Source organism: Flavobacterium sp. KKT103 (assembly GCF_055640565.1).
Genome location: NZ_CM145766.1, coordinates 2,909,954 through 2,922,234 on the forward strand (window position 1 = coordinate 2,909,954; position 12,281 = coordinate 2,922,234).

Annotated in this window: 10 protein-coding genes; 5 read left to right on the forward strand and 5 right to left on the reverse strand. The window is 35.3% G+C overall.

The genetic code is table 11. The features are described 5' to 3' along the window. Positions 1 to 15 precede the first annotated feature (15 nt). On the forward strand, positions 16 to 1,584 hold the full coding sequence (locus ACZ2G0_RS12545; protein WP_470307870.1) for a protein adenylyltransferase SelO: 1,569 nt from the start codon (positions 16 to 18) through the stop codon (positions 1,582 to 1,584). Between the two features lie 69 nt (positions 1,585 to 1,653). Here the strand turns inward: ACZ2G0_RS12545 and ACZ2G0_RS12550 are convergent, their stop codons facing one another. The 4 genes from ACZ2G0_RS12550 to ACZ2G0_RS12565 form a co-directional block, all read right to left on the reverse strand. Beyond that, positions 1,654 to 3,141, reverse strand: a complete 1,488-nt coding sequence (locus ACZ2G0_RS12550) for an aminotransferase class V-fold PLP-dependent enzyme (RefSeq protein WP_470307871.1) — start codon at positions 3,139 to 3,141, stop codon at positions 1,654 to 1,656. A 182-nt stretch (positions 3,142 to 3,323) separates the two neighbouring features. Further along, positions 3,324 to 3,908 (reverse strand): porin family protein, encoded by a 585-nt coding sequence (locus ACZ2G0_RS12555; RefSeq protein WP_470307872.1) that lies wholly within the window; start codon positions 3,906 to 3,908, stop codon positions 3,324 to 3,326. 33 nt (positions 3,909 to 3,941) lie between these two features. Then, entirely contained in the window at positions 3,942 to 4,715 is a 774-nt protein-coding gene (locus ACZ2G0_RS12560; protein WP_470307873.1) for a membrane metalloprotease, read from the reverse strand. Between the two features lie 80 nt (positions 4,716 to 4,795). After that, the gene (locus tag ACZ2G0_RS12565; RefSeq protein ID WP_470307874.1) at positions 4,796 to 5,839 is read right to left on the reverse strand and encodes a hypothetical protein; all 1,044 of its coding nucleotides are present in this window, start codon (positions 5,837 to 5,839) and stop codon (positions 4,796 to 4,798) included. 340 nt (positions 5,840 to 6,179) lie between these two features. On the opposite strand from ACZ2G0_RS12565, the gene ACZ2G0_RS12570 reads away from it, so the two are divergent. From ACZ2G0_RS12570 to ACZ2G0_RS12585, 4 genes are all read left to right on the forward strand, one after another. Next, entirely contained in the window at positions 6,180 to 6,695 is a 516-nt protein-coding gene (locus ACZ2G0_RS12570; protein ID WP_300286584.1) for an RNA polymerase sigma factor, read from the forward strand. A gap of 62 nt (positions 6,696 to 6,757) precedes the next feature. After that, on the forward strand, positions 6,758 to 7,672 hold the full coding sequence (locus ACZ2G0_RS12575) for a FecR family protein (RefSeq protein ID WP_470307875.1): 915 nt from the start codon (positions 6,758 to 6,760) through the stop codon (positions 7,670 to 7,672). Next, the gene (locus tag ACZ2G0_RS12580) at positions 7,659 to 10,193 is read left to right on the forward strand and encodes a TonB-dependent receptor (RefSeq protein WP_470307876.1); all 2,535 of its coding nucleotides are present in this window, start codon (positions 7,659 to 7,661) and stop codon (positions 10,191 to 10,193) included. Before ACZ2G0_RS12575 ends, ACZ2G0_RS12580 begins: the two co-directional genes overlap by 14 nt. 84 nt (positions 10,194 to 10,277) lie before the next feature. Then, the gene (locus tag ACZ2G0_RS12585) at positions 10,278 to 10,676 is read left to right on the forward strand and encodes a DoxX family protein (protein WP_300285402.1); all 399 of its coding nucleotides are present in this window, start codon (positions 10,278 to 10,280) and stop codon (positions 10,674 to 10,676) included. Between the two features lie 75 nt (positions 10,677 to 10,751). On the opposite strand, the gene glmM is transcribed toward ACZ2G0_RS12585, so the two are convergent. After that, the gene (gene glmM / locus ACZ2G0_RS12590) at positions 10,752 to 12,140 is read right to left on the reverse strand and encodes a phosphoglucosamine mutase (protein ID WP_470307877.1); all 1,389 of its coding nucleotides are present in this window, start codon (positions 12,138 to 12,140) and stop codon (positions 10,752 to 10,754) included. Positions 12,141 to 12,281: the final 141 nt, after the last annotated feature.

Sequence of the window (12,281 nt, forward strand, 5' to 3'; positions counted from 1 at the left end):
TTAAAACGAAAAAAAATGAATTTAAAAATCAATAATAGATTTAGCAGTGAGCTCCCTGCTGATCCCGATGAAACTAATGAAACGAGACAAGTAAAAAACGCTTGCTTTTCGTTTGTAACACCTACTAAAGCATCAAATCCTTCTCTGGTGCATGCTTCAGAGGAAGTGGCTACTTTGATTGGATTAAATCCAAAAGATTTGGATTCTGAAGAATTTGTAAATGTGTTTTCGGGTAAAACAGTCCTAGCCGGAACCAAGCCTTACGCAATGAGTTATGCTGGGCATCAGTTTGGTAATTGGGCAGGACAATTGGGCGATGGTAGAGCAATTGTTCTAACAGAAATTGATGTAAACAACACTACTAATTATACATTACAGTTAAAAGGCGCTGGAATGACTCCCTATTCCCGTAGAGCAGATGGTTTAGCCGTATTGCGCTCTTCGATTAGAGAGCATTTATGCAGCGAGGCTATGTTTCATTTAGGCGTTCCCACTACCCGATCGTTATCATTAATTTTGACTGGAGATCAAGTTTTACGTGATGTCATGTACGACGGTCATCCTGCTTACGAAAAGGGCGCGGTGGTGTGTAGAGTGGCTCCTTCCTTTATTCGTTTTGGGAATTTTGAACTTTTTTCGTCTCAAAATGATTTGACCACGTTACAATTACTAGCTGATTTTACGATCAAATATTATTTTCCAGAAATAGAGGGAAATAGTAAAGAAAGTTATGTCGCCTTGCTTCAAGTAGTCGCCAATCAAACGCGAGAAATGATTGTGCATTGGCAACGCGTGGGTTTTGTTCATGGTGTCATGAATACTGATAATATGTCTATTTTAGGCTTGACAATTGATTATGGTCCATATGGCTGGCTAGAGGATTACAACCCTAATTGGACTCCCAACACCACCGATAGAGAACATCGCAGGTACCGTTTTGGTAACCAACCTGAAATTGCTTTATGGAATTTGTATCAACTCGCAAATGCCTTGTATCCACTTATTGACGAAGCTGCACCACTGGAACAGATTCTTGAAGATTTTCAAAATAGCTATCAAAAAGAGTACCTCATTATGATGTTAGCTAAAATAGGATTGACTACAGTTGATGACAATGACGACCAATTAATCGCCATTCTAACCGAAAACCTTCAGTTAACCGAAACTGATATGACCATTTTCTTCAGGAATCTGAGTCTGTTTAAAAAAGAAGAATCAGAAGAAAAAGCATTAGAAATCGTTTTTGACGCTTTTTATAAATCAACAGAGGTAGTCGAAAAAGTAAAAGAATCATGGTTGTATTGGTTTACGTTATATCGCAACCGCCTTCAATTAGAAGCAACTTCTGATGAAAGCAGAAAAATAGCGATGGACAGCACCAATCCTAAATATGTTTTGCGTAATTATATGGCGCAGCTTGCCATTGAAGCCGCTGAAAAAGAGGATTACTCTTTAATTGAAGAATTACATCTTTTATTGAAAAATCCATACCAAGAACAAGATAAGTATTCAAAATGGTTTGCTAAAAGACCCGATTGGGCGAGAGAAAAAATCGGAAGTTCTATGCTGTCCTGCAGTTCTTAATATTCCTAAAAACATAAGAGCCATTTACAAATTTGTAAATGGCTCTTATTCATTTTATAGATAGTTGTATTATGAAAACCAACTTTTAACCAATTCGTCCTCTAAAGGTTTAGCATCTTTATGCACGAATTCATTTGAATTTTTATTGTAAGTATACTCCAAAGCCCAAGTCTCATGATTTGCTGCTAAAGCCTTTATGCTTTCACAAACCATTTCGATCTCAGCTGTGGTAGTCGTTGGATGTACTGACATTCGAATCCAACCTGGTTTTCTAATCAAATCGCCTAGGCTTATTTCGTCAATTAATTGATTGGACGTTTCTTGATCAACGTGCAATAAAAAGTGGCCGTAAGTTCCTGCACAGCTACATCCGCCACGCGTTTGAATTCCAAATTTATCATTTAGCATTTTTACACCCAAATTAAAATGTAAATCATCAATATAAAAGGAAATTACTCCCAAACGATCTTGATGCTGTCCCGCTAATATTTTGATATTGGGAACAGAACCTAATTCAGCAAAAATATAATCTACCAATTCATGTTCTCGCTTCAAAATATTATCAATTCCCATTTCCTCTTTCAATTGAATGGCAAGAGCAATTTTGATGACCTGCATAAAACCCGGAGTACCGCCATCTTCCCTATCTTCAATATTATCAATAAACTTATGTTCTCCCCATGGATTGGTCCAAGCTACGGTTCCTCCACCAGGATTATCAGGAACTAAATTCTGATATAATTTTTTATTAAAAATAAGCACGCCAGAGGTTCCAGGGCCGCCTAAGAATTTATGTGGTGAAAAGAATATCGCGTCTAAATAACTTTCGTCATCATTTGCAGGATGCATATCAATAGGAACATACGGACCTGAACAAGCAAAATCGACAAAACAAAGACCATTATGTTGATGCATTAATTTTGCAACCTCATGATAAGGCGTTCGAATCCCCGTGACATTAGAGCAAGAAGTTATCGAGGCAATTTTAAAAGGTCGGTGATCGTATTGTGCTAGTAATACTTCAAGGTTCTCAACACTAAAAAGGCCATCCTCGGTAGCTGGAATCACAACAACATCAGCAATAGTCTCCAACCAAGAGGTTTGATTAGAGTGATGTTCCATATGTGAAATGAAAACAATAGGTCTTTTTTCTGCTGGAATGGTAATAAAATCTTTTAAATTTTCAGGTACTTTAAGTCCCAAAATACGTTGAAATTTATTCACAACCCCGGTCATACCGGTTCCATCCGTTATTAAAATATCATTTGCATCAGCGTTAACATGATCTTTAATAATATGTCTCGCTTTATGATAGGCTTTAGTCATTGCTGTACCTGAAACAGTAGTTTCCGTGTGAGTATTTGCCACAAAAGGACCAAACTCATTCATCAATTTTTCTTCTATAGGACGGTATAAACGCCCACTTGCTGTCCAATCCGTGTAAAGAATTTGCTTTACGCCAAAAGGAGAGGTGAATTCTTGATCAATTCCGATAATATTTTTTCGGAATTTTTGAAAGTACAATTCGAGTTCTGTCTGATTTTCAATAGTAGTCATTCTCTAACAATTTGCACCAAAGATATTTAAATTTAAGGAATGTATCAGTATTTAATCCTTCGAATTTTTAAACTGATGCGGCTATTCAATTGATAACTAAACGCCTAAATAAAACACTTTTGGCATAAAAAAAATCCCTTTCAAATTTATATTTGAAAGGGACTGAATTGTTAAGCTAGAATTTACAAATCAAATCCTAAAGAGAATTGTAACACTCTATTAAAAGCTTTGTCGTTAGAGTCGTAAAGATCTCCTAAACCTAGATGATATCTTACTCCTAAGCTAATTCCAGCATCAGTTTTAATACCTGCGCCAAAATTCATACCCCAATCAAATTTGTTAGGATCGTACTCTTGTGTTGTAGTAAAAAATCCTTCGTAAACCTCTTTATGAGTAATGGCTAACCCTATTTGCGGTCCCGCTTCTAGAAAAAAGTTTTTTGAGGGATACGCCTTCAACATTATCGGTAGATTGATGTAATCTAATTTTTGAGTAAAGGTTGTATTTCCGTTTTTTATTTGATATCCTTGTTGGGAGTACATCAATTCCGGTTGAATAGAAAAGCTATCGCTAATAAACGACTCTCCATAAAAACCAACGTGAAAACCGTGACGCTGATCCGTTTCTCCGTTACCATCAAAGTTCACCGAAGCTAAATTATATCCTCCTTTAATACCTCCATTAGATTTAGAAGTAGCACTGTCTTGCGCATGTGTACAAACTACTAATCCAAAAAATAAAGCCAATGTTAATTTAATTTTTTTCATTTTGATTGTTTTATTAATTACTATTTATTCGTCTTATTTTCCTCCATTTGCCTTTAAATCAGCTAAGCATTGTGCATCTAGTTTTGGAGCAGAACCTCCGGAAACCATATTACTAAGTCCACTACCCGACTCGGCTTGCCAATACATCAAACATGTTTTTTCTGTACAATGTTTCGCATGTTCTTTGTCCTCGTGATCTGTTTGCATTGTAGTGCCTAAATTAGTTAATCCCAAGATATGACCAAACTCATGACTAACAACTGTGGACTCAACTAAACTTCTATTGGGTTTAAATGGGCTATCAGTAAGCGATTGCACCGTCTTTTCATAAATAACTATAGAAGTGTTTCTGTACGCTGTTCCAATTACAAAACTGTTCCCTGAATCACTTGTGGAACCTGCGTCAGTAAAGAAAACCCAAACTGCAATTTGATTAGCAGTATTGTATTTGGTTCTATTTGCATCTTCGATTGCCTTAATATCATCAATAGAATAGGCCGTTTTTCCTGGTGAAGCGATAGCTCTTTTAACAACCGTAATTCCTTGCGATTTGTTCGTTCTTGCATTCAAAAAAGAAACGAAATCGTTAACCGCAGTAGCCGTTGGCTCAAAACCTTGCACGTAAACAATTTCTATCACCATACTCTTAAATGTGGCATCCGAAAGCAAGTCATTTGCTGAGCTTCCTGTAGCTTTTTTATTATTGTTAACTGAGAACCCACTTGAAGACATCTCAGCCATAGTTTCATCTTGAGCACACGAAAATAACAATCCTACCAAAAGGAGTACTAAACCTAATTTTTTCATTTTTATAATTTAAACATTACAGTAAATTAGCCATCCTTTCGGATGGCTAATTTAGAAAACCAATTCTAAACCAATTCTGATTATATCTGTCTTAACACTAAGGTTACAGCAGCATTTGTAGAACTTTGCAAGTTAATTGATGTTGAATTAAAACTTGTAACTTTCCATGTATTATTCAATAAACTCATTGAAGCGTTTCCTGAAAAAGTTAATTTCAAAAATACATCTGTTTGTGAACTTGCAGCATAGGTACCATTTGCAGCAGTAGTTAAACCATTGAATACTTTAATAGACATATCATTAGCGAAATCTATTGAAAAATCTTTATAAGTCGTAGCTGAATCCACCCCTGAATTAACAAAAGACTGTACTTTAAACATTCCGTTAACTAAAATCGTTTCCATTTGCTTACTACTTTGAACTGCAGCTTCCATGGTAGCTTTCGTTTTTAAAGAAGCTTCAATCGCAGCTTTGAACTCAGCATCACTAGATACGTTTGTTTTTGAACCATCAATTAAGGTTAATGCTAATGGGTATTTAACTGAAAACAACTCGGTACTACTTATATTTGACATGTACGTATATAATTGCTGATTAGATGTAAACACTAAGCTTCCGGTTTGTTGAAAACTTGTGTTGTAAGTCAAAATCGTCATTGGGAATGTGATTTTTACCGATGAAATAGCACTCTGACCTGAAGATTGAGCAGAAGTACATCCGTTTACTATCGCATTATATTCTGATTGACTATTAACAGCAACTTCAGTATAATTACTTGTTTTTACTTTCAAAGGAAATTGAAGAACAACCGTATCTTGGTCATTATTAAATTGTCCTAAGATAGAAATTACCTGTTGGTAATCTGCTTGTGTAAATAAAGAAACTCTAATTCCATTTACAGTAGCTACTGCTGGCAACACAATTGAAGAACAAGAAGTACCATCTATCATATCATCTGCCGAACCATCAAACATTGCAGTACGCTTAAAATTAGTTGTAGCTGTAGAATTTGCAGCGTTAGTGTTTGGGTTTTGTCCGTCAACTTCGTTTACTTCACTTTGGCAAGAAGTAAATCCTAATAATGCAACTAGTGCGATTCCTGTGATAGTTTTTAATGTTTTCATTTTTTTTAAATTTTATGTTTTTATTTTTTTTTAATGGCTATTGTATCGCCGTTCTGTTAGTAAGACAACTGATATTATTTTTACCCTACCCACATTTTAAAAAAAAATTTTATTTTTATTTTGGTAAGTACAAAAATATAAGAAATCAAGTTAATTGTTGTTATATAATAGAGCCGTACTAATATTATATATGGACCATTCTTTTAATCATTACCGTATAAAAGTAATTTGAAGTCAATATAGTGTAGCCTAACTATTTTAAAAATGAGGAGCAAGTACTATCCTGTACTCTTCTCAAAAAAATATTTTACATTTACAAACAAAAAACATCCGTTACCCTATGAATAATGAAAACGAAACCCTTTGCGAAGAAGTTTCCTTTAACAAGGCTTATTTGTCGAATGTCCAAGCGGCAACGAACTTTGCCTACTATAAGTGTGGAGATAGAGATGTTGCCCTAGATCTTGTTCAAGATGCGTTTGCAAAAATATGGGAACACTGTTCGCAAATTGAATTTGCTAAAGTAAAAACCTATTTATTTACCACCGTCAATAATTTATTTCTAAATACTATAAAGCACCAAAAAGTGGTTTTGGCTTATGCCAAAGAAAGTCCGAACCTAGATCGCACCAATCAAAGTCCAGAGTACTTATTAGAAGAAGAAGAATTCAAAATAAAACTTCAAAACGCAATTGCATCATTAAGCGAAGCACAAAGAGAAGTTTTTTTAATGAATAGAATTGATGGTAAAAAATACCGAGAAATAGCGGAGCTACTCGATATATCTCAAAAAGCAGTCGAAAAAAGAATGTCAGCTGCTTTAAAAATTTTAAAAACACAAATAGAAAACATATAAATTACTGATAGCAAGTAGGGTAATTTTAGTTTAAGTTGTCTTATTTATGTAATCTCTTAAAGATGAAAGACGAAAAAAAAATATTAGAATGGATTAATGGTGATTTATCCGATAAAGAAATCCAAGACTTAAAACAGTCCGAAGATGATATTATATTGGAAAAAATCATGCATTATTCAGCACAGCTTCAAGCACCTACTATAGACGCTGAAGCAGTACTAGCGCAATTCAAGCAGCGTAAGATGGAGAAAAAAGAAAGTAAGGTGATTCCTTTGAATTACAAGGCCTTCTTTAAAGTAGCTGCAGCTATTGCCGTAGTGTTTACGTCCTCTTACTTTTTGTTTTTTAATAGTATAACTACTTTCGAAACAGCGATCGCACAAACGGAATCTTTTCAACTACCCGATGAATCGGAAGTTACTTTGAATGCAAGCTCGAAAATAACTTTTGATAAAAACAATTGGAAAAAGGATAGAAGTTTGACTTTAGAAGGGGAAGCGTATTTTCAGGTTGAAAAAGGACAGAAGTTTAGTGTAAATACTCAAAATGGAATTGTTCAAGTACTAGGCACACACTTTAATGTAAAGCAACGTGACAACTATTACGAAGTAAAGTGTTATGAAGGACTTGTTAGTGTAACCTACAACAATAAAACGGTACAATTACCACCCGGAAAAACCTTTAGAGTGGTTAACAATACGATAGAAGCCGTAGAAGATTTTGTAGTACAAGGACCTTCTTGGTTGCAAAAGGAATCTACATTCGATCGCATTCCATTAGCTCAAGTCATTGCCGAATTGGAGCGTCAGTACAAAATAAAAATCGTGACAAAAGGCGTTGACACCACTAAATTATTTACGGGAACATTCGCAAATGATAATCAACAAGTTGCTCTGGAAGCAGTAACAATACCGCTACAATTGAGTTACCGTGTAGAGGACAAGACTATTATATTTTACAATTATGCTACAAAATAAATGGATCGTACTGTTGCTGTTGTTGATCCGTTTCAATAGTTACAGTCAACAATCCACTGCAGTAATACCACTTTCTACAATTATACAAAATACGGAACAACGCTATAATGTAAAGTTTTCCTATGCAGTTGAAGACGTAAAAAACATACGCATCGAAGCACCTAATGCATCTTTAACTTTTAAAGAGGTAATTGCCTATTTAAATGCTAAAGTACTATTAAACTTCAAAGCAATTGATGACCGTTACGTAACCGTTTCACTTTTAAACAAGACCGTTAGAGTCTGCGGCACCGTTTATAGTGAAACTACCAAAACCACGCTGCCAGGCGCAAGTATTAGGTTGTTAGGAAGCTCAAGAGGTGCTGTTGCAAATGCTACTGGAACTTTCACCATTGATAATGTCCCTTTAAGTGCTACTATTATAGTCTCTTTTATTGGATACGAAGACCAACAATTTACTCCAAAAGAATTATTCTCAGAGAATAACAATTGTAAAACAATCCGTCTAAAACCCAGTAATGAAGAACTAAGCCAAGTATTAATTACCAAGTATTTGACCACTGGATTGGAGAAATACATAGACGGAAGCACAGTTTTAAACACCAAAAAGTTTGGCATTTTACCCGGTTTAATTGAACCCGATATATTACAGTCGATTCAAGTGCTGCCCGGAGTTGAAAGTACAAACGAAAGTATCGCTAATATCAATGTTCGTGGCGGAACTAACGACCAAAATGCCATGTTTTGGGACAATATCAAAATGTACCACTCTGGACATTTTTTTGGCTTAATATCAGCGTACAATCCCAATGTTACTAACAAAGTAATTGTGAGCAAAAATGGAACTAGTGCCGCTTATAGCGATGGAGTTTCTAGTACCATTAACATGGCAACTAATGATAAGGTTGGGAACGCATTTAAAGGAGGATTGGGCGTTAATCTAATTAGTGCGGATGCTTTCCTCGAAATTCCACTAGCCCGAAACCTACAACTTGATATTTCAGGTCGTCGTGCCATCACTGATTTGGTCAACACACCCACTTATAGTAATTATTTCGATCGTAGCTTTCAAGACTCTGAAATAAAAATAAATAATCAAATAGCAAACACCAATTCCGATTTCTATTTCTACGATTATACTGCCAAGCTACTATTTGATTTAGGCAATAAACACCAATTGCGCGCCACGGTAATCGGTATTAATAATGATTTGAATTATGCCGAATTCAAGGTAGACAATAGTAATACCGAAGAAAAAACAAGCAGATTAGAACAAAAAAACATTGGATATGGTGGTAATTGGAAAGCGCAATGGAGCGATCGTTTGCAAACTGAAGCCAATGCCTATTTTTCGAAATATACAATTAATGCTTTAGATGTAAGAGTAGCAAATGACCAACGATTAACAGAAGCAAATGAGGTTTTAGAGACTGGATTTAAGTTCAATACCAATTATAAAATCAATCCTCATTTCAAATTTTTAGGTGGGTATCAAATAACTGAAACGGGAATGCTTAATCAAACTACTGTTAAAAATCCATCTTTTTCAAGTACGATAAAGAATGTTTTATTAACTCAGGCCTTATTTTCTGAAGGGGAATATTCTAAAAACGGAACTTTTATGCGTTTTGGAGTACGATTAAACTATTTCCAAAAGTTTGATAAATTTCTTATCGAACCTAGAATCAATATTCGACAAAAAATTTCCAATTTGTTCGCACTTAAACTGGAAGGCGAATTTAAAAATCAAACGTCTACGCAAATTATTGATTTTCAAGATGATTTTTTAGGCGTAGAAAAAAGACGCTGGGTTCTTGTAGATAATCAATCCATCCCTATTGCCACTAGTAAACAAGCCTCTTTTGGAATTGAATTAGCAAAAAACAAGTTTACTTTAGATCTAACTGGCTTTTACAAATTTGTTGACGGAATTACAGCTTCCAACCAAGGCTTCTACAACAATTTTCAATACAGTAAGGCTTCTGGAAACTATACCGCTAAAGGTGTTGAGGTTTTGGCTAATACAACTGCCGCCAACTATAGTTTCTGGTTGAGCTATACTTTTAGCACCAATGATTACGAATTCGAATCTTTCACACCTGCTACCTTCCCTAACAATGTAGATATCCGGCATTCTGCTTCTTTAGGGTTTAACTATGATATATCGCAAAAATTCAAAGTATCACTTGGCGGAATGTGGCGTAATGGGCAACCTTTTTCAGAACCCGTTACAGGCAATGAAACGAAGCAAAATGGCAGTTTTACAATGGTCAATTATGGAGCTCCAAATAGTAAAAACCTAGATGATTTCATGAGATTAGATGCTTCCATTAGCTATGGATTTAATTTCAGTCCTGCGATTAAAGCAGCATTGCGTGCGGGTGTGATTAATTTCACCAATCAAAATAATACCATTAACCGCTACTACAAGGTTGATCCAAATGACAAATCAAAGGCGGTTAAAGTAGATAATAAATCACTGGGTATTACACCTAACATCAGTTTTAGAGTTAATTTTTAAACAGCTGAATTCCACCTTAAATAATTGATTCTCTATTTACTGCACTGTTTTAAGTACTTTAGCTATTCACTAAAAATGTTAATTATGTATAAAAATACTGATTTAGGATTATTATTTGTTCGTATTGCTGTAGGTGCATTGATGTTATTGCATGGAATCGCTAAAATTGGACAGACAACTTTTATTGAAGGCATGCTAGCTGATAAAGGTCTTCCTGCTATCATGGCTTATGGTGTATACCTAACCGAAATAGTTGCTCCACTTCTAATTTTAATAGGTTTTAGAACGCGTTTAGCTGCTATTGCCTATGTATTCGGAATCTTATTTATCATCTTCTTAGTGCATGCCAATGCTATATTTTCATTGAACGAAAATGGAGGATGGGCCATTGAATTGCTAGGACTGTATTTGTTTGGAGCAGTTGCTTTGTTTTTTACAGGAGGCGGTAAATTTGCTGTTTCAGCTACTTCTGCTTGGGATTAAATTTTTATTTTTAGATAAAAAAATGCCCTCTTAACTCTGGTTAAAAGGGCATTATATTTTTAAGTATTCCAATTTTTAAATACCTACAATAGCTTTAATTTCGTCAATAATACGCTTTGCCAACGCATCTGCCTGTTCTTGCGAAGGCGCTTCGGTGTAAATACGAATAATTGGTTCCGTGTTCGACTTGCGCAAATGAACCCAGTTAGTTTCAAAATCGATTTTCACACCATCAACTGTAGTAATGTCTTCATTTTTATACTTTTCAGTCATAGCTACCAGAATAGCATCTACATCTATTTGAGGTGTTAATTCGATTTTATTCTTGCTCATATAATATTCAGGATACGAAGCTCGCAATGCTGAAACCGACATTTTTTTGTTCGCTAAATGCGTCAAAAACAAAGCCACACCTACTAAACTGTCACGACCATAATGAGAGTCCGGATAGATGATACCACCATTTCCTTCACCTCCAATAATTGCATTATTCTTTTTCATCAACTCCACCACATTGACTTCCCCCACAGCACTTGCTTCATAAGTTCCGTTATGCTTATTAGTTACATCACGCAAAGCACGGGAAGATGACATATTAGATACCGTATTTCCTGGTGTTTTACTTAAAACATAATCAGCACAAGCCACGAGTGTATACTCTTCACCAAACATTTCACCGTCTTCACAAATGAAAGCCAAACGGTCTACATCTGGATCGACTACAATTCCCAAATGAGCTTTTTCTTTTACTACTAATTCTGAAATATCGGTTAGATGTTCTTTAAGCGGTTCTGGGTTATGCGGAAAATGTCCGTTTGGCTCACAATACAACTTTACGACCTCCACGCCCATTAATTCCAATAATTTAGGAATAATAATTCCGCCTGATGAATTCACACCATCCACCACAACTTTAAATTGAGCTGCTTTTACAGCATCCACATCAACTAATGGTAAATTTAAAACTTCATCGATGTGAATATCCATGTAAGCATCATTCTCTGTGATTTCACCTAGACTATCTACATCCGAAAAATCAAAGGCCTCAGCTTCCGCTATTTCTAAAATTTGCTCTCCGGCTGCACCGTTCAAAAATTCTCCTTTTTCGTTAAGTAATTTAAGTGCATTCCATTGCTTTGGATTGTGAGAAGCAGTCAAAATTATTCCGCCATCAGCTGATTCAAGTGGAACTGCAATTTCAACAGTTGGGGTTGTGGACAATCCTAAATCAATTACATTAATTCCAAGTCCAATTAGTGTATTCACCACTAAATTATGAATCATAGGTCCTGAAATACGGGCATCACGACCCACAACTACCGTAAGTTTGCTTTTAGCCGAATATTTTTTTAGCCAAGTTCCATAAGCCGAAGCAAACTTTACTGCGTCTACCGGAGTTAGGTTATCCCCTACTTTACCGCCAATCGTTCCACGAATTCCTGATATTGATTTTATTAAAGTCATGCGTTATTTTTTAAGTTTTTCTATAGTTTCGATACAAATATAATTTTCATTGGTTAGAAAACCGAAACAAAGAAACTTTTTTTATTCTCCCTATTCCTAATGGTCGTCGTTTTCAAACTTTGTATATTTGATATCTTACAA

Coding starts and splice junctions, on each gene's coding strand:
- ACZ2G0_RS12545 (WP_470307870.1), top strand. CDS start 16: ATGAATTTAAAAATCAATAATAGATTTAGCAGTGAGCTCCCTGCTGAT.
- ACZ2G0_RS12550 (WP_470307871.1), bottom strand. CDS start 3,141: ATGACTACTATTGAAAATCAGACAGAACTCGAATTGTACTTTCAAAAA.
- ACZ2G0_RS12555 (WP_470307872.1), bottom strand. CDS start 3,908: ATGAAAAAAATTAAATTAACATTGGCTTTATTTTTTGGATTAGTAGTT.
- ACZ2G0_RS12560 (WP_470307873.1), bottom strand. CDS start 4,715: ATGAAAAAATTAGGTTTAGTACTCCTTTTGGTAGGATTGTTATTTTCG.
- ACZ2G0_RS12565 (WP_470307874.1), bottom strand. CDS start 5,839: ATGAAAACATTAAAAACTATCACAGGAATCGCACTAGTTGCATTATTA.
- ACZ2G0_RS12570 (WP_300286584.1), top strand. CDS start 6,180: ATGAATAATGAAAACGAAACCCTTTGCGAAGAAGTTTCCTTTAACAAG.
- ACZ2G0_RS12575 (WP_470307875.1), top strand. CDS start 6,758: ATGAAAGACGAAAAAAAAATATTAGAATGGATTAATGGTGATTTATCC.
- ACZ2G0_RS12580 (WP_470307876.1), top strand. CDS start 7,659: ATGCTACAAAATAAATGGATCGTACTGTTGCTGTTGTTGATCCGTTTC.
- ACZ2G0_RS12585 (WP_300285402.1), top strand. CDS start 10,278: ATGTATAAAAATACTGATTTAGGATTATTATTTGTTCGTATTGCTGTA.
- glmM (WP_470307877.1), bottom strand. CDS start 12,140: ATGACTTTAATAAAATCAATATCAGGAATTCGTGGAACGATTGGCGGT.